This window comes from Bradyrhizobium sp. Y36 (assembly GCF_002531575.1).
Taxonomy (GTDB): Bacteria; Pseudomonadota; Alphaproteobacteria; order Rhizobiales; family Xanthobacteraceae; genus Bradyrhizobium.
This window is the reverse complement of record NZ_NWTI01000001.1, coordinates 587,499-604,292: the sequence shown is the minus strand read 5'-3', so window position 1 is coordinate 604,292 and position 16,794 is coordinate 587,499. Positions and strand designations below refer to the sequence as shown.

The following is a 16,794-nucleotide window of genomic DNA, read 5'->3' as shown; positions in this document are numbered from 1 at the left end:
GACCCCATGCAGCCCCGGGAGCTGAACGGCATCACCATGTCGGTCGAGCAATTGTGGAGCCTGCCGGAAACGGCGCTGGTCGGTACCCACGCGGAAGCACGGCGCCGAGCCGGAGGGGGAATGAGATGACGGCATTGCGGGGGAGCTGCCTGTGCGGCGAAGTCGCCTTCGAGATCGAGGGTCCGTTCGACCGCTTCCTTAACTGCCATTGCTCGCGCTGCCGCAAGGCGACCGGGAGCGCGCATGCCTGCGAGGTGATCGTGAAAGCCGGGGCACTGCGCTGGCTGCGCGGAGAAACATCCGTGCGACGCTTCGACCTGCCGAACGCGCGCAGCTTTGCCACCGCGTTCTGCGGGACTTGCGGCAGCCCGCCGCACCTCACGCGCAGCGGGCGCGAGGCGATCATCCATGCCGGCGCGTTCGACCAGCCGCTGGGCGCCGCGCCCGAGCGGCACGTGCAATGGGCGTCACGCGCGGATTGGTATGTGCATGGGAATGAGCTGCCGACCGAAGACTGAAGCCCGGCACGACCGGCATCCCCCCAATATCGGGTCGGAAAGTCCTGTTTCAACCCCTCGTACGTGTGCATCACCCGTGCTATTCTTGGTTCATGGAGGAGCCTCGGAAGCTTTCGTTACAGAAGACGCCAATCAAGATCGACTTGCAGTTGGACGCCCCGATCTGGACACCTCCACGACAGGCCCTGTGGCAGCGCATCGCGCAGCATGATTTCGAACCCGACACACCGCTGAACTTCACGCGCCGGCTCGCGCGCGATCACGGCTGGCGCCTCGAGGAGGCCCGGGCGGCCGTCGATGCCTATCGGCGCTTCTGCTTTCTCGCCGTCGTCTCGCCGACGCCGGTGACGCCAAGCGAGTTGGTCGACGAAGTCTGGCACCAGCACCTGATCTATTCACGCGACTATTGGACCATCTGGTGCGGCGAGGCGCTCCAGGCACCGCTGCATCACGACCCCACGCCGGGCGGACCAGAGGCCCAGATGATCTATCGCCGGCAATATGCCGAGACGCTGGCACTGCACGAGCAATTCTTCGGGCCGCCGGACTCTGAGTTGTGGCCGGCCACCCATCTCCGCTTCGGGCGTCCGCGCTATCACGTAACGGACCGGAGCAATTGGCTGGTCGTCCCGAGACCGATGTCCTGGATCCGACGTCTCTCCAAAAGGTGAACCGATGGTATGGAATCCCTTCAACTGGACTGCCGGCCCTTTCATCACCCTCTATCTGGCTCTTGCCTTCACTACCTTCTGGCTGAGCTTCCGCCTCAAGTCGGAGATCGGTCCGAGCGCGCAAGCGAGCGGCCGGCTCGGCATCCTCGAATTGGCCTATCTCGCCGGCGGCGCCAAAAGGCTCGGTGACGCCGTGCTGTTCAGGCTCACCTCCGAAAACGGCGCCATCATCGAGCCCGACGGCCGCAACATCACCGTCGTCGACCAGGTCCCGCTGGCGAGCCTGATCGGCAAACCGCCGCGGATGCAGCTTCAGCCCGACATGACACGGCAGCAATTCCAGACGGCGATCCAGCCGATCGTCGAGCGCATCCAGGAGCGCCTGCAACGGTCCGGCTATTGCCCGAGCCGCGAGCAGATGGCGTCCTTCCGCAAGACGGTCCTGCCCTTCGTCGGACTGCTGATGGTGTTTGGCCTCACCAAGGCCGTGGTCGGCGCATCGCGGCATCATCCGGTGGATTTTCTGCTGTTCCTGATCCTGGTGACCGCAGTTGCCGGTCTCGTGCTGGCGACGACGCCCCGACGCACGCGGGCCGGCACCAATGTCCTCGAGAGCTATCAGGCTTCACATGAGCGCGCGTCGCGTGCGCCGCTCGACCACGAGCTGCTCCTCGCCGTCGCGCTGACCGGCGCTGTCGTGCTGACGGGGACCGCCCATGCCTCCGTCTATAGCGCGTCGCAGACGATGAGCAGCGGCGACAGTGGCGGCGGGGGTTGCGGAGGTGGCGGCGGCGGAGGTGGCGGCGGATGCGGCGGCTGCAGCTGAACGATACGCCGTAGCCGGACCGAGGGCATACGAGACCGATCTCGATCCAGTGCCCGCCTCAGCCGGTCGCAACGCACGCGTCCATGATCGCGTCGAGCTCGGCCTTCGAGAGCACACCGAGCTCGGCGATGAAGACAATGCGCGATCGCGGCACGCCCGCGGCCGATGCATCGCCAGGCGCCAGCGTGGCGCGGCCGGCGGCGAATTGAAACACCATCTGGCGGCCGGGCTGCTCGACCGTCTCGAACAGGCCTTTGGCGCGTGCAAGTTTTGGTGCCAGCCTGCCGATCGCCTGCTGCAGACGCGGTAGCGAAAGCGGCTGCTCCGAGGTCCAGCTCAGCGTCTCGAAGCGGTCCTCTGCCGGGCGTTTTGGCCCCGGTGCGCGCGGCACGGGTTCGCGCGCAACATGCGCGGGAAACAGCAGCGCCGACGGAATTGCGCCGTGCTTGGCATCGACCACCACGGCAGGGACGCGTTGCGCGCGAATGGCCTCGCGCATCCGCACGCTTGCGCCCTCGTCCGCGAGATCGAGCTTGCTGAGCGCGACGATGTCGGCGACGCGGAGCTGCGAACGATGCAGCGCGTCATCCAGCGCGGACGGCGGTGTCGCCGCGTCCATCACGCAGAGCACCGTCTCCAGCGGCGCCTCGCGCAGGATCACAGGGTCCATCAGATTGCGCACGATGTCGGCGGGATCGGCGACGCCGCTGGTCTCGATGACGATGTACTCCGGCTTCGGATCGCGCCGCAGCAGGGTCGACAGCGTGCGCAGAAGATCGCCCTCGAGCGAGCAGCAGATGCAGCCATTGGCCAGGCTGACCACGCCGTCGCTGGCGCCCGCGATCAGCTCCGCGTCGATGTTGATGGCGCCGAAATCGTTGACGATTGCGGCGATGCGGCGTCCTTGCGCATGCGCCAGCAGATGGTTCACGACCGTGGTCTTGCCCGCCCCCAAAAAGCCCGTGACCAGCAGAATGGGGACCGGCATGGGTCAGCTCTCTGGGTCAGCTCTCGACGACGGGACGGCGCACCGGTTTTCCCGGCCGCGCGGCGACGTCGAGAATGCCGTCGGTGATCAACGGCTGGCCGCTGACGACGAGATGCCGCACGCCTTCGGACGGACGGTTCATCTTCGTGAAGGTGGCTCGGTCCGAGAGTTTCTCGTAGTCGAACACGACGATGTCGGCATCGGCGTCTTTCGCCAGCCGGCCCTTGGCGCGCATCGCTGGCGTGCTCTGCGACAGGATCTCCGCCGGGATCAGCGCGCATTTGCGCACGCCTTCCAGCAGCGACACCGTCTTGCGCTCGCGCACCCATTCGCGGATGAACTTGGTGAAGCAGCCGGCCGAGCGCGGATGCGAGGTGGCATCATCGGGCAGCGGCCAGGCATCGCCGGTGTAGGTCTTGCCATCCGACGTCGTCCACGGCATCGCGTCGGAGGCGATGGCGCCGCCGGGATAGAGCACCGACAGGTCGAGCAGGTCGCGGTGATGCGCATTGTGCTCGGTGTCGAGGATATGCCAGAGCACCAGCGAGGACGGCTCGTCGGCCTGCGCCTTCAAGAGCTCCTCGCGGTCGTGGAAGCGGTAGCCGTCGGTGACGCGCTGCACGGAATCGTAGCCGGTGCCGTTGCGCTCGACGAATTCGGGATCACTGAAGAAGGCCGCGGCCAGCACGGTCGAGCCGGTGCCGTAAGGATAGGCCTCGACCGTGATGGGCAGGCCCTGTGCTTGCGCCTTTTCGATCAACGCACGGCAGCGCGCGATGTCGGTCTTGCTCGACGAGTTGAAATGGCAGATGTGCATATGTGCGCCGGTGGCGCCGGCATAGCCGATCAGGCGGATATAGGCTTCCACCGCGCTTTCGGGGTCGATGCGCGACATGAAGGCGACATGGGTGAAGGTCGGCACGTCCTTGGCCGCAGCGAGCTGACACACCGCGGTCAGCTCCTGCACGCCCGCGCCCGGCGCGTAGGCATTGAGGATGCCGATGCCGATGCCGCCTTCGTTGAGGCCGCGCGAGAGCCGATCCAGAATGCCTGAGACCTCCGCATCGGTTGCGACATTGTCCATCCAGCGCCGGTCGCGCATGGCATTGCCGAACGCTTCCAGCGAGCTCTCGGCATTGGAGCCGGTCATCGCGCCGATGCGCGCAAACGCCCAGTTGGTGGCGGCGCCGTAGTTCAGCACGCGGCCCTTCCGCGCCTGCCGCTCGTACCAGGACCCGACCGGCAGCACGCCGGCTTCGAGATCGAGCGTGGTCGTGACGCCGTCGAACGCCTGCATGCGGTCGGCCGGGATCGACTGGCCGTGCGCGTGCAGGTCGATGAAGCCGGGCGCAACCACGAGGCCGGTGGCATCGATCACCCGCTCGGCGCCGCCGAGCGACGAGCCGACCGCGGCGATCCTGCCGTCCAGCACCGCCACGTCGCCGATGGCATCCATGCCGCTCGCAGGATCCACCACCCGGCCGCCAGAGATCACCAAGCCGCTCATATCGTCGCTCCTTCCACCTCGAATTCGCATCAAGGCAGATTTCGGAACAGACCACCACCTCCACGGAAGCCGACGCAGCATGCTCACCAGGAAGATCATTTGGCAGGTAATCGCAGACAAGCGCGCACATCCTCGCGGCATGAATGCCCGAGTGATGCTTTTCGTCACACCCTCTCGAAGGAAAGGATGCAGGGAAGGCCGGGCGCCGGCTGGCACCCGTGAAGACCCCCGTGCTGAACGAATGCACACGCAATGCACAGGGGAGACACAGGGCAGCCGAAACCCGGCCTTCCCTGCGCGATGTCTGACGGCCTATGCCGCGCTCTCCCGGGAGCCGACCTTTCCTTTGGCCCCCCTCGCCATTCGAATTGACGATGCCGTTCGCTCGGTTGAGCTCACCCGCATCTTCGAACAGCTTGACCGTGGCAACGACGGCCAGGACCACACGGTTTCGCCTTACGCAAGCAGCGCCGTTCGTCTTCGCGGATCACGCGCGCTCACGAGGTTCTCTCGCCCTGCACGCGCAAGCTCCGCCTTTAACGCCGCCCGCGTCCACCGCAACTCCCAGCCCGCGTTCGAAACGACGTACGACCGCCCCATTGATGGGCCGGGATGGCCACCACATACGACAAATCCGAAATTCGGTAAAGTGGAATATTTTTGCGAACGGGGGTTGACAGCACGTTGCGCTGTTTCGCCCAGCATTGGAGGCCCATCCGCGCGCCGGCCGATGCTGCTCTTCGACTCGGTCGTTCCTGAGCGCCAGCGACACAATGCCGTGGGCATGACCGCGCAACACAGCTCCGCCGTCTTCTCGCCTGCATTGTCATTCAGTGAGCCAGACGGGGCGGCGTTGTGGTGGGCAAAGTTCCCAAAGGTTCCGTGTGATCGTCCGATCTCCTCTGCAACGCGACTCCCGCCATGCTGTTTCGCGCCGCGCCGTCCTCGGCGGACTTCTGTCGGCGGGAAGCGCCGTTGCGCTCGGCGGATGCGCCGGCCTGGGCGCGACCGGCGCGCGCTATGATGCATCGTCACTCTCGGCCGATCCCACAGTGCTCGTCGCCACCACGCGCAAGCCGGTGAGTGGCGGTCGCGCCAAACCCTGGTTCGGGCCGGAGCGCGCGTCCAGCATGACGCTGGCGCGGGCCAAGCTGGTGGCTCCGGACGAGAGCCGCCTGTCGCTCGCTTCGGTTGGAATAGGCGATTGGCGTCTCGATCGGATCGAACCGGTGCCGGCCGACGCCGGCGATCTCGCTGCGCAGACCGGCGAAGGCGACGTGCTGATCTACGTGCACGGCTTCAAGCAGACGTTCGAGACCGCGGTGCTGGATGCAGCCCACCTCTCGGACGGGATCAGGTTCCGCGGCCGGACCCTGGTGTTCTCCTGGCCTTCCAAGGCCGGACTGTTCGACTATGCCTATGACCGCGACAGCGCGATGTGGTCGCGCGACGATTTCGAGCGCGTGCTCTCTGCGCTGGTGTCGGCACCCAGCGCCGGCCGCGTGCACATCGTTGCGCACAGCATGGGAACCATGCTGACGCTCGAAAGCCTGCGCCAGCTCTATGCGAAATACGGCGATACGGTCACGGGCAAGATCGGCGCGGTGGTGTTCGCCGCGCCCGACATCGACATGGACGTGTTCTCCTCGGCGATCCAGCGCATCGGTCCGCTCGCCGGCAAGATCACCGTGATCGCTTCGACCAACGATCGCGCGCTGGCGCTGTCGGGGCAGCTCGCCGGCGGCATGACGCGGGTCGGCGCAGCCGAGAAGGCCGCCATCGCAAGGCTCGGCGTGCGCGTGGTCGATGCCTCAGCTGAAGGCTGGGGCATCATCAACCACGACCTGTTCCTGTCGAACGCGGAGGTGCAGAAGGTGATCCGGCGGTCGATTGATGGGACGACGGCGTGAGGGGGAGCGTGCGACATTGGTTTGATGCACCGTGATCAATGACGCCGAAGCGAACGCCAACTACGACGGTAGTTGTCGCTCGGCGATGATCCGCACAGGCGGAAAGACGACGCAGTCCGCGACGTCGAACAGTACGTCAATGCTGCGATCGAACGCGCGTGCAAAGGCCTTCGCGTCATCGCGCCGTTCCTCGGCAACGGCCGTGCCGAGCGTGCAATGCGGCGTCCAGGCACCGGGCCGGTAATGCGGACGGCAATGCGCGGGATCGATGGCCGCGCTGATGGCGCCGTGGATGCGAACCAGGGTGGCGTCGACCTCCGGCTCCGCCCACAGAACGAGCGGAGCGCCCTCGAACCAGCGAATTCGTTTGAACGCGATCCGCAGCTGGGTTTCGCCCGCAATGGCTGCCTGCATCACGTCCCACGCGGTCTTCTCCTCGATCGCGGGCGTGTCGTAGATGGCAAATGTAAAATGCGGCCGGTAGCCGAGGGCCCGCATCGAGGGCTCGACCTCGAACGCGGCCACCTGATCCCACAGCCGCTCGATTTCGCCGGCCGAAGCATCGTCGGCCCGGATATTGATCGCCAATGCCACAGGCTCACCCCAGGGATGGAACAATCAAGTGGAGATCAGGGGAAGAGCTGGCTTCATGGCGCTCCCTAGGGGAATCGAACCCCTGTTTCAGCCTTGAGAGGGCCGCGTCCTAACCGCTAGACGAAGGGAGCGTGCGGGACAGGACATAGCCGCGAATTTTGCCCACGGCAAGCCTCGATCGGGTGCGAAAGTCCCGGATATTCTCGATGGGTGCGGGTCAGGCTTAACGGCGCGGCGGCCTTTCAGGCGCGCGCGTCCCGCAAAGACGCCGGGAACACTCACGGCGTCTTCAGTTTCTCGATCGCGGCGGCCCCAGCGGCAGGCTCGAACCGGAACAAGCCCGCGCCGGCGAAAGAGGCCTTGAAGGGCGATGACGAGCGGATCTGCTCGCCGCTGCTGCCCGCGATGGCCTGGTTGAGCAGATCCTGAACGGGGGCGCCGCCACGCCGGGTGCCGACGCCGAAATAATAGGTCTTGCCGGCCTCGATCGGGACTTCGATCTCGTAATCCGCGATCGACAGCTTCATGTGAGTGGCGATCTTGATGAGACCCGGCGGCCGATCGACGGCGAAGAATGTCCCCATGTCGACCTTTCCGGCGGACTTGCCGTCGATCAGTATCTCAGTGGAGGCGGCGAGCCCGCCCACCGCGCCCAAAATGCCCTTCTCGCGCAGGAAAAAGAGCCGCGCGTTCCGCGACCCCACCGGCTTGGCCTGTGCAGCGGCGCGCTTCGCCGGCGCCGCGAGTCCAGCCTGTTTGGCGGGGGCTGCGGGCTGCCCGGCCGGCTCTGCAAGCGCCGCAAATCCAGCACAACCGAGCGATCCGACGACGAATGTCATCGCAACCACGAGTGACTTGATATGCCCCATTCCCAGTCCCGACCCAACGTCCCCTCGCAAAAGCTAAATCAGAAGTTGCGTGGCAAGACAATGTGGACCGGGCACGATCCCCAGATCGCGCCGCCTTAAGGCTCGTTGGCGAATTTCAGCCGTCCGGACGGCTTCAGGGTGCGGGCATCGAAAGTGCGGATCTCGATAACCCCGCCCAAATCCAGCGTGACGACGAGGCGGTCGCCGGCAACCCCGGTGGAGACGATTTTGGCGCCCTTGGGCAGGGTGGCGGTGACGTCGCCAGCGGTCTCGACCGCCCTTCCCTCCGACTTGAAAAGGCGGTAGCCCACCGCGATCAGCACGGCGCAGACAGCCAGCGCCGTGGTCAACCCCGCGATCAGCATCATCCGCCGCACCCGCGCGAACAGCGCGGCCTGCTCGGGGGTCGGTTCGGGAACAGCGGTGTCAGACGTCGTCATGGAAAGCCCGGGTTCAGCGCAGAGGTTAGAGGTCGTGGTCGAGGGCGACGAGGGCTCGGCCCGGCTCGACCGCGTGCTGGCGGCGCGCCTGCCGGACCTGTCGCGATCAAGGCTCAAAGCCCTGATCCTGGCGGGCGCGGTGAGCCTGAAGGCCACCCCCGTCCGCGACCCCGCTTATCACGTCGCATCCGGCGATACGATCACAATCGAGGTGCCGGAGGCGGCGCCCGCCGAGCCCAAGGGCGAGAAGATCGCCCTCGATATCGTGTTCGAGGACGACGACATCGTCGTTCTCAACAAGCCGAAGGGGCTGGTGGTGCACCCCGCCGCCGGCCACGAGACGGGGACGCTGGTGAACGCACTGATCGCCCATTGCGGCGCCTCGCTCTCGGGCATCGGCGGGGTGCGCCGGCCCGGCATCGTGCACCGGCTCGACAAGGACACGACCGGGCTGATGGTGGTCGCCAAGAACGACATGGCCCACGCCTCGCTGTCGGCGCAGTTCGCCGACCACGGCCGCACCGGCGAGATGCGGCGCGGCTACATGGCCTTTGCCTGGGGCGTGCCCGGCCGGCATCGTGGCACCGTCGACGCGCCGATCGACCGTCACCCGCATGCGCGCGAGAAGATGGCGGTGCGCCAGGGTGGCCGCGAGGCGGTGACGCATTGGGAAATCCTGGAGAGCTTTACGGGGCGCGACGGCAAGCCCATCGCAACGTTGCTCGCTTGCGAGCTCGAGACCGGACGCACCCACCAGATCCGGGTCCATCTCGCCCATATCGGCCACCCCCTGATGGGCGATGCGGTCTATGGCCCGCATTTCAAGACCAAGGCGAACCAGCTTGGGCCCGAGTCGCAGGCCGCCCTCGCCGCACTCGGACGGCAGGCCTTACACGCTTACCTGCTGGTATTGGAGCACCCGAGAACCGGAGAATTACTCCACTGGGAGGCGCCTTTGCCGGAGGATTTGCTTCTCCTGCAGAGCGCTCTCAAAGCGGCGCTATGACGCAGGGCCCTTGAGAAAAGCGTTACATTACAAAAAGTTATAGCTGCCACACGGGGACGTGACGTCAGCAATCCTTCCCTTTTCGACCCCCGATGGGGTATATTGCGCCTGCGTTGGAAATGACCGACGCGGAACATCGCAGCCCGACCGGCTTTGACACAGCGGTCGTCTGCCTGGCCCGCCGCTATCGGGGGCCTGAACCTTTGGAGGGCGCACAATGGCCCGTACCGCTGCTTTGCCGGTCCTCAATGGAGAATCCGGCCTATCTCGCTACCTCGCCGAGATCCGCAAGTTCCCGATGCTGGAACCCCAGCAGGAATACATGCTCGCCAAGCGTTGGCGCGAGCATGACGATCGCGACGCGGCGCACCAACTCGTCACCAGCCATCTCCGGCTCGTCGCCAAGATCGCCATGGGCTATCGCGGCTACGGCTTGCCGATCTCCGAGGTCGTCTCGGAAGGCAATGTCGGCCTGATGCAGGCGGTGAAGCGTTTCGAACCCGAGAAGGGATTCCGTCTCGCCACCTACGCCATGTGGTGGATCAAGGCGTCGATTCAAGAGTACATCCTGCGTTCCTGGTCGCTCGTGAAGATGGGCACCACCGCGAACCAGAAGAAGCTGTTCTTCAACCTGCGCAAGGCGAAGAGCAAGATCAACGCGCTGGACGAAGGCGATCTGCGCCCCGACCAGGTGAAGATCATTGCCAAGCGCCTCGGCGTCACGGACCAGGACGTGATCGACATGAACCGCCGCCTCGGCGGCGACGCGTCGCTCAACGCACCGATCCGCGACGACGGCGAAGCCGGCGAATGGCAGGACTGGCTGGTCGACAATACGCCCAACCAGGAAGCCATGCTGGCCGAGCACGAGGAATATGACGAACGCCGCGACGCCCTCAACGGCGCCATGGGCGTGCTCAACCCGCGCGAACGCCGCATCTTCGAGGCGCGCCGCCTCGCCGATGAGCCGATGACGCTGGAAGACCTTGCCGCCGAGTTCGGCGTGTCGCGCGAGCGCGTCCGCCAGATCGAGGTCCGCGCCTTCGAGAAGGTGCAGTCCGCGGTCAAGGGCACGATCGCAAGGGCCGAGCAGGCCGCGCTGGAAGCCGCGCACTAAAGCGAGGCTTCGCCGCGACGAGAGATTGGCGGATCGAAAAAGACGGAAAGCCGGCGGCAACGCCGGCTTTTTTGTTTGGGTGGGCGAAGCTGTGGTCGAACAAGGCACAGCGGCAACCCCACCCTCGGTGTCATGCCCCGCGCAGGCGGGGCATCCAGTACGCCGCAGCGCTAATGGCATCAGCGAGATCTTCAACGCAGGTCTCTGGAATACTGGATCGCCCGGTCGAGCCGGGCGATGACAGTTGCCGGGGCGTTCTCAGTACCGGCCGCTCGACAGCGCTCAATAAAACGCCCGGAAATAATCCGCGAGCGATTCCGGCTCGACCTGATCCTCCAGCTGCGCCGGCGTCTCGTCGAGCAATGCGCTGGCCTGCGTCTTGTAGTCGGCGGAGACGATGTCGGGCTGGTCCGCGCCGCGGCTGAGCATGCCGCGATAGGCCGCATAAGCAGCCTGCGAGCCGATGAAGACGCAGACGCAATGAAGCGGCTCGGCGTAGAGATAGCGGATGTCGCCGCCGTTGCGGTGCATCACGAAGCGATGCGGCGGCAGCGCGCGCAACGCCTTCTGGCCCGCCGCATCGTTGGCAAGCTGCACGCGGAAGCCGGCGGAGGCGAGGTAAAAGCTGTTCTTGTCGAGGAAGGGTTTGCTCGGCATCTCCAGCGCCACCAGCAGCGACGTACAAAGCGACAGTACGATCGCCGGCATAACGCCGAACGCGCGCAAGCCGCGCGGCAACGCGTGACGAAGCCCGACGCATGCCGTGTTGCCGAATGAGACAGCCATCACATTCCCCTCCCCCTCGCTGCCGTAGAACGAGCTTGCCTTGAACCCGCGCGTCCGGTCAACCGACCCACGATGACCGAACCGACAGCATCGATTGGACGAACACCATGTCGATCATCCTGCAATCCACCGTCGGCGGCTTCTCGGCCCAGTTCATGCGCAAGCTGCCGCTGGTCGAGCAGGCGATGCGCGAGCATGGGCTGGAGCCATGCGAGTTCGTGATCTCCAAGGACTATGCGTCGACCGCGAGCTATCCGATCATGGGTCCGTTCTTCTACAGCTACAGCGTGTTCTTCGGCGACGAGACATTCACCGTCACCGAGCCGAACGACATGGTGTTCCTGGACTACTTCCTCAAACGCGTGCTGGCCGCGGACCAGCCGCCGGAATTGCCGCAGCGGCCGGGATTGATGCGACGGTTCTTCGGCTGGATGGCGCAGGCGTTGTGACGCCCTTCGCCTACTCCCCCCACATCCGCGCCAGCGTCGCCAGCCAGCAGCCTTCGCAATAGCGCGCGTCCTTGTAGTCGATCCAGTTGTGGGCATAGACGCGGTCGAGCGGGATGTCGTAGCGCGCGCGCAGCACCTTCACGAGGGTCTTCCACGCCGCGACCTGCGCGTCGGTCGGACCGGTCGTCACGTCAGGATAATTGCCGGCGAACTCGACGCCGATCGAATTGTCGCGCACCACTTGGCGGTAGGTCGCGCTGTTGTCGATGTACTTGTTGTCGTTGCGGTTGGCGCCGTCGCCATGGGTCGGCACCAGGTTTTCGGCGACCGCCCAATAGACCGTGCCGTCGGTCTCGACCCACACCGTGACGCCGCGCCGGGTCGGCTTCTTCGCCTGCTCCGCCGCACCGCCGCGCGCCGAGCCGGCCGGTCCCTCGGTCTGGTGCACGATGACGTTGCGCCAGGGATTTGCATTGCGGACATCGCCCCAGGGGGCAAGCCAGACGATCTTCAAGCCGGGAATGTCGGGCGTGCCCGAGGCGCGCGCGAGCGTCGTCAGGTCAGCGGCGGCGGCAGCGGCGGGTGAGATCAGAACGAGGGCGGCGAGAACGGCCGCGAGCAGGCGAGAGATCATCAGGCAGGTCCCGTTACGGCCCCTGATGTAGCACGGCCTCACGCGAATGTGCGCTGGCTCAGGTCCGTCAGGTCGGGCGACAGCGGCGGCACCGGATCGTAGACGGCGAAGTCGTTCTTGCCGTTCTTCTTGGCGGCATAGAGGGCGTTATCGGCATTGGCCAGCAGGCGATCCGGGAAGGCGCCGATGCCGGCATCCCATTGGGCGACGCCGATCGAGATCGCGATCGGGATGTCGCTGCCGGTGCAGGCCTCGGCATCCTGGCGGCAGACCTCGAGCACGCGGCGGGCGATCGCGGCGGCCTCGCGCAAGGACGAGGACGGCAGCACGACGCAGAACTCGTCGCCGCCGGTGCGGGCGAGCATGTCGCCGGGCCGCAGCCGCGTCTGCGCCATCAGCGTGAAGTGCTGAAGGCAGGCGTCGCCGGCGGCATGGCCGTGGGTGTCGTTGATGGTCTTGAAGCCGTCGAGATCGATCACCAGCAGCGAGAACGGTGCGCCGCTGCGCTCCGAGCGGGCGCACTCCTCGGTCAGGCGCTGCAACAGATGCCGCCGGTTGGCGACGCCGGTGAGATCGTCGAGCAGTGCGAGATCGGCAACCTCGCCGCGCAGGCGGTCCATCGCCATCAGCAGGAAGCCGAAATTGAGCGTCATCGACAGGAACAGCAGCCCCAGCACCATGACGGCATGGGTCTGGCCGCCGGCCTTCGCCGACAGATCGTAACCGAGCAGATTGCCGGCGGTGCGCACCATCAGGATCGCGATGATGGCGAGGATGACGATGCCGGACAGGCGCGCGCCCGGGCTGGCGCGGCCTTCGGGCGGCCACAGCAACAAACGCAGCGCCAGCACCAGCGGCAGGGCCTGACCGAGCGTGTAGCTGAGCATGCGCAGCTGCATGTGCTCGAAGCCGACCATGAAGAGAACGACGCCGCCGAGGCTCAGGCTGCCCGCGATACTCATCAGGCGCCAGGAGACCGGCCGGTCGTAGAAGCGCTGAATGCCCATGGCGGCAAGGCAACTGGCGGCGATGACGCCGGCAGCGCCGAGCAGAAGCGGCAAGGGAGAGGCAACGAACAGACGGATCAGCGCCGTCATCGCCCCGATCGCGCCGACGAAGGACGAGGCCATCCAGAACCGAGCGGCGGCGAATTTCGGATAGGACCGCGTCACGTAGGCCCAGATCACGCCGAGCGCCAGGAAGTTGACGACGAAGACGGTCCACAAGGTCGATACGTTCAGCATGACACGTGCAGCACGCGCAGCCTCGCGCCCCCCGTCCCTGGTAGCCGTCCGTCCATGACTCGTCCCCGTTTTCTTGCGGAGACGATGCGCCGGTTGCGCTTAATGGAGTCTCACTGCGATCGTCGAAAGTTCCCCTTTGGTTTTGGATTCATGAACGGCGCGCGGCCGTTGGCGGATCGTTAAGCGTGTCCGCGGCGATGACGAGGCGGCGCGTCGATGCGGATTCGCGGACCAAAATCACCCGAAAACGCATCTGAGCTGTGGATAACGCGATGACACGGATGTGACAGCGCGGGGCAGAAAGCTGCGAATCTGCTGATCTGATCGTCGAGGATGTTGCGAGGCTGGCCCTCCGCCGAGCATCCCTCGTGTCGCGTTCCACCATTAACCCTTAAGAGGATCCTATGGCTAAGAAAGCGAAGAAGGCGGCGAAGAAGAAGGCGAAGAAGGCCAAGAAGGCGAAGAAGAAGTAACGAGGCTTCTTTTTCTTTGCCCGGGTGGAGCCTCGCTCCGCCCGGGCGTCGGGAAGAGAGTTGAGAGGCAGCGGGCGCAAGGCCCGCTTTTTTATTGGCCGGCGCCCGGCTCTCCCTCGCCCGAGCGCACGCCTCGTCCGTCGAGACGACCGCTTCGCGGTCTCCTCGGGGTGAGGCCGAGCAGCATCGTTGCTCGTCGAGAACGGGTGCCGCGTACGCGGTCCTCATCCTGAAGGCCTGCCAACGGCGGGCGTCTCGAAGGATGGCCACAGGTGAGAAGAAGCTACCGCTCCGCGAAGGCCAGCTTGGCGCCGAGCGCGGCGAAGCCGGCCGCGAAGCTGCGGCGCAGCCAGGCCATGACGCGCGGACGGGAGATGACACGCTCGCGCACCGAGGCGGCGCAGAGGCCGTAGACGACGAACACCGCAAAGGTCATCGCCATGAAGGCGCCGCTCAATTCCAGCATGCGCGCCAGCACATGGGCCTCGTCCGCCGCGATGAACAGCGGCAGGAAGGCGAGGAAGAAGATCGACAGCTTCGGATTGAGGATGTTGATCAGAAAGCCGGTGACGATGACGCGGCCGCTCGAACGCTCGCGGATGTTGCCCTCGACCGAAAGCGCCCCGCTCTCGCGCAGCGCCTGCCAGGACATGTAGAGCAGATAGGCGACGCCGCCCCATTTCAGCGCGGCGAAGGCCAGCGCGCTGGTGTGCAGCACGGCGGCAAGCCCCAGCATCGCCGCAACCATGTGCGGCACGATCCCGAGCGTGCAGCCGAAGGCGGCGGCAACGCTGGCGCGCGAGCCGCGCGTCAGCGCGGCGGCCAGGGTGTAGAGCACGCCGGTGCCGGGCGAGGCGACGACGATGAGCGAGGTGAGCAGGAAGGACCAGGACATGGGCGGACCTTATCAGCCCGCCTCGCGGCCGGAAAGCCGGGCGGTCACCCTGAGAGCTTGTGACCCCATGAGTTGGGAGCAAGCTCTTAGGATGACAGATTGGGAGCGGACCTGCTTGGCAACAAAGCGAAGCCTTGTCTCAGGAAAGCCTTGCCTCGAGGAAGCCTTGCCTCAGGACAACTGCGCGAGCTCGGCCTCGCGGAGCACGTCGAGCGGCGCCCAGGGCTTGGCCCAGAATTTCGCACCCGCGGGCAAGGGCTGCATCAACGGGCGGCCGGAAGTGACGACGACGTCGAGCCTGGGATTGCGATCCTTGGCGACGTGGGCAAGCTCGACCCCGTTCATGCGGCCGGCAAGCTGCACGTCGGTCAGCATCAGGCAGAGGGCGCTGGCGTTCTTGTCGAGCACGCGTTCGGCGGCCTCGGCGCTTTCGCACTGGATGACCTGATAGCCGCTCTCTTCCAGCAGGAGACAAAGCATCTCTCGCTGCATGACGTCGTCCTCGACGATCGGTGCAGTCGCGCGGAATGGTTGTGCTTGTCCCATCAGCGTCTCCCAATGATTGCTCGCGTCACGTATGTTAAGGGGCCAGTTCGCCTGCGGTTCGGTTCCATTCTGAAAAAATGTAAAGCATAGTTCCCGGATCAGAGGCTTGACGGGGGACATCATGACTGCGATTCGCGGCGCCGCCGCCATCACGGGAGCTGCCAGCGGCATCGGCCGCGCGCTGGCCATCGAGCTCGCGCAGCGCGGCTGCGATCTGGCGCTGGCCGATCGCGACGAGGCCGGGCTGAAGACGCTGGCCGCCGAGATCGGGGCGGCGCGCAAGGTCAGCGTCCACCGGGTCGACGTCGGCAGCGCCGACGACATCGCGCAGTTCGCGCGCGAGGCGACCTCCGCACATCCCGCACTCGGCATCGTCATCAACAATGCCGGCGTCGCGCTGATGGGCTCGTTCGAGGAGATCGACCAGGCGCAGATGGACTGGCTGTTCGACATCAATTTCTGGGGCGTGGTGCACGGCACGCGCGCCTTCCTGCCGCATCTGAAGACGTTGAGCGAGGCGCACATCGTCAACCTCTCCTCGATCTTCGGCATCATCGCGCCGCCGGGACAATCGGCCTATGCGGCGGCGAAGTTCGCCGTGCGCGGCTTTTCAGAGAGCGTGCGGCATGAGCTCAGCGTGGCGGGCAGCCCGGTGAAGCTGTCGGTGGTGCATCCCGGCGGTGTCGCCACCGCGATCGCGCGCAACTCCCGCACCGGCGTCGGCGTCACCGACAATGCGCGTCGCGCGCAGTCGATCGAGCGGTTCGAGAACGCGGCGAAGACCACGCCGAAAGCCGCCGCGCTGCGCATCATCAGGGGCATCGAAAAGAACGAGCCGCGCATCCTGATCGGCAACGACGCCCGCTTCATGGACCTGTTGCAGCGCTTCCGCCCGGGGACATATTGGGCGCCGCTGCAGCGGAAGCTGGAGAAGATGGCGAAGGGGACGTAGTCGACGCGATGGCGTTGCCTCGCCCTCCGCTGTCGTAGGGTGGACAAAGCGAAGCGTGCCCACCACCCGTCAGCCATTTCAAAGATAACGTCGGCACGGCGCTATTGCGCCTTCCACCCTGCGAGCTGTCGCTTCCCCACCGCTGTCATGCCCCGGCTTGACCGGGGCATCCAGTACGCCGCGGCGTCTCGGCTCCATCACGGCTGTCTCTGGGATACTGGATCGCCCGGTCGAGTCGGGCGATGACACCGATCATGTGGCTCCTCACTGCCCCGCCAGGCGGTCCGCGAAATTGGCGATGCCTTGCCGCAGGGTGGGCAAAGCGGAGCGTGCCCGCGCATCTTGTGTCATCGAAAGAGAACGTGGGCA

At 65.9% G+C, this 16,794-nt stretch carries 18 protein-coding genes and 1 tRNA gene; 8 read left to right on the top strand and 11 right to left on the bottom strand.

Annotated elements, in window-relative coordinates:
* Positions 1-125 precede the first annotated feature (125 nt).
* The 3 genes from CO669_RS02950 (at position 126) to CO669_RS02940 (ending at position 2,015) form a co-directional block, all read left to right on the top strand.
* Positions 126-518: a GFA family protein gene (locus tag CO669_RS02950; RefSeq protein ID WP_097657671.1), complete on the top strand. Its 393-nt coding sequence runs from the start codon at positions 126-128 to the stop codon at positions 516-518.
* Positions 519-661: 143 nt separating this feature from the next.
* Positions 662-1,189 carry a glycine-rich domain-containing protein gene (locus tag CO669_RS02945; RefSeq protein ID WP_245444147.1) on the top strand — a complete coding sequence of 176 codons (528 nt, stop codon included), beginning with the start codon at positions 662-664 and terminating at the stop codon, positions 1,187-1,189.
* A gap of 4 nt (positions 1,190-1,193) precedes the next feature.
* On the top strand, positions 1,194-2,015 hold the full coding sequence (locus CO669_RS02940) for a TIGR04222 domain-containing membrane protein (protein ID WP_097657669.1): 822 nt from the start codon (positions 1,194-1,196) through the stop codon (positions 2,013-2,015).
* Between the two features lie 58 nt (positions 2,016-2,073).
* On the opposite strand, the gene CO669_RS02935 is transcribed toward CO669_RS02940, so the two are convergent.
* Positions 2,074-3,003 (bottom strand): CobW family GTP-binding protein, encoded by a 930-nt coding sequence (locus CO669_RS02935; RefSeq protein ID WP_097657668.1) that lies wholly within the window; start codon positions 3,001-3,003, stop codon positions 2,074-2,076.
* A gap of 16 nt (positions 3,004-3,019) precedes the next feature.
* Positions 3,020-4,510 (bottom strand): amidohydrolase family protein, encoded by a 1,491-nt coding sequence (locus CO669_RS02930; protein WP_198963781.1) that lies wholly within the window; start codon positions 4,508-4,510, stop codon positions 3,020-3,022.
* 884 nt (positions 4,511-5,394) lie between these two features.
* Between CO669_RS02930 and CO669_RS02925 the strand changes: the two genes are divergently transcribed.
* Positions 5,395-6,420 (top strand): alpha/beta hydrolase, encoded by a 1,026-nt coding sequence (locus CO669_RS02925; RefSeq protein ID WP_097657666.1) that lies wholly within the window; start codon positions 5,395-5,397, stop codon positions 6,418-6,420.
* Between the two features lie 60 nt (positions 6,421-6,480).
* Here the strand turns inward: CO669_RS02925 and CO669_RS02920 are convergent, their stop codons facing one another.
* From CO669_RS02920 to CO669_RS02905, 4 genes are all read right to left on the bottom strand, one after another.
* Positions 6,481-7,014, bottom strand: coding sequence for a 2'-5' RNA ligase family protein (locus CO669_RS02920; protein WP_097657665.1), 534 nt, complete (start codon positions 7,012-7,014; stop codon positions 6,481-6,483).
* Positions 7,015-7,070: 56 nt separating this feature from the next.
* Positions 7,071-7,145 (bottom strand) — tRNA-Glu (locus CO669_RS02915).
* Between the two features lie 147 nt (positions 7,146-7,292).
* Positions 7,293-7,883, bottom strand: coding sequence for a DUF2846 domain-containing protein (locus CO669_RS35585; protein WP_158228732.1), 591 nt, complete (start codon positions 7,881-7,883; stop codon positions 7,293-7,295).
* 95 nt (positions 7,884-7,978) lie between these two features.
* A complete protein-coding gene (locus CO669_RS02905; protein WP_097657664.1) occupies positions 7,979-8,323 on the bottom strand; it encodes a hypothetical protein in 345 nt (114 codons plus the stop codon).
* Between CO669_RS02905 and CO669_RS02900 the strand changes: the two genes are divergently transcribed.
* Positions 8,322-9,329, top strand: coding sequence for an RluA family pseudouridine synthase (locus tag CO669_RS02900; RefSeq protein WP_097657663.1), 1,008 nt, complete (start codon positions 8,322-8,324; stop codon positions 9,327-9,329). The genes CO669_RS02905 and CO669_RS02900 overlap by 2 nt on opposite strands.
* Positions 9,330-9,546: 217 nt before the next feature.
* On the top strand, positions 9,547-10,446 hold the full coding sequence (rpoH, locus tag CO669_RS02895) for an RNA polymerase sigma factor RpoH (protein ID WP_018318222.1): 900 nt from the start codon (positions 9,547-9,549) through the stop codon (positions 10,444-10,446).
* A gap of 282 nt (positions 10,447-10,728) precedes the next feature.
* Here rpoH and CO669_RS02890 read toward each other — a convergent pair whose 3' ends face one another.
* Complete coding sequence (locus CO669_RS02890; RefSeq protein WP_198963780.1) at positions 10,729-11,232, bottom strand: hypothetical protein; 504 nt, start codon at positions 11,230-11,232, stop codon at positions 10,729-10,731.
* 107 nt (positions 11,233-11,339) lie between these two features.
* On the opposite strand from CO669_RS02890, the gene CO669_RS02885 reads away from it, so the two are divergent.
* Entirely contained in the window at positions 11,340-11,681 is a 342-nt protein-coding gene (locus tag CO669_RS02885; protein ID WP_097657662.1) for a hypothetical protein, read from the top strand.
* Positions 11,682-11,691: 10 nt separating this feature from the next.
* On the opposite strand, the gene CO669_RS02880 is transcribed toward CO669_RS02885, so the two are convergent.
* The 4 genes from CO669_RS02880 to CO669_RS02865 form a co-directional block, all read right to left on the bottom strand.
* Entirely contained in the window at positions 11,692-12,315 is a 624-nt protein-coding gene (locus CO669_RS02880) for a peptidoglycan recognition protein family protein (protein WP_097657661.1), read from the bottom strand.
* A 38-nt stretch (positions 12,316-12,353) separates the two neighbouring features.
* The gene (locus CO669_RS02875; RefSeq protein WP_097657660.1) at positions 12,354-13,559 is read right to left on the bottom strand and encodes a GGDEF domain-containing protein; all 1,206 of its coding nucleotides are present in this window, start codon (positions 13,557-13,559) and stop codon (positions 12,354-12,356) included.
* Positions 13,560-14,315: 756 nt separating this feature from the next.
* Entirely contained in the window at positions 14,316-14,927 is a 612-nt protein-coding gene (locus CO669_RS02870) for a LysE family translocator (protein WP_097657659.1), read from the bottom strand.
* Between the two features lie 171 nt (positions 14,928-15,098).
* On the bottom strand, positions 15,099-15,473 hold the full coding sequence (locus tag CO669_RS02865; RefSeq protein ID WP_097657658.1) for a response regulator: 375 nt from the start codon (positions 15,471-15,473) through the stop codon (positions 15,099-15,101).
* A 121-nt stretch (positions 15,474-15,594) separates the two neighbouring features.
* On the opposite strand from CO669_RS02865, the gene CO669_RS02860 reads away from it, so the two are divergent.
* A complete protein-coding gene (locus CO669_RS02860) occupies positions 15,595-16,425 on the top strand; it encodes an SDR family NAD(P)-dependent oxidoreductase (protein ID WP_097657657.1) in 831 nt (276 codons plus the stop codon).
* Positions 16,426-16,794 lie beyond the last annotated feature (369 nt).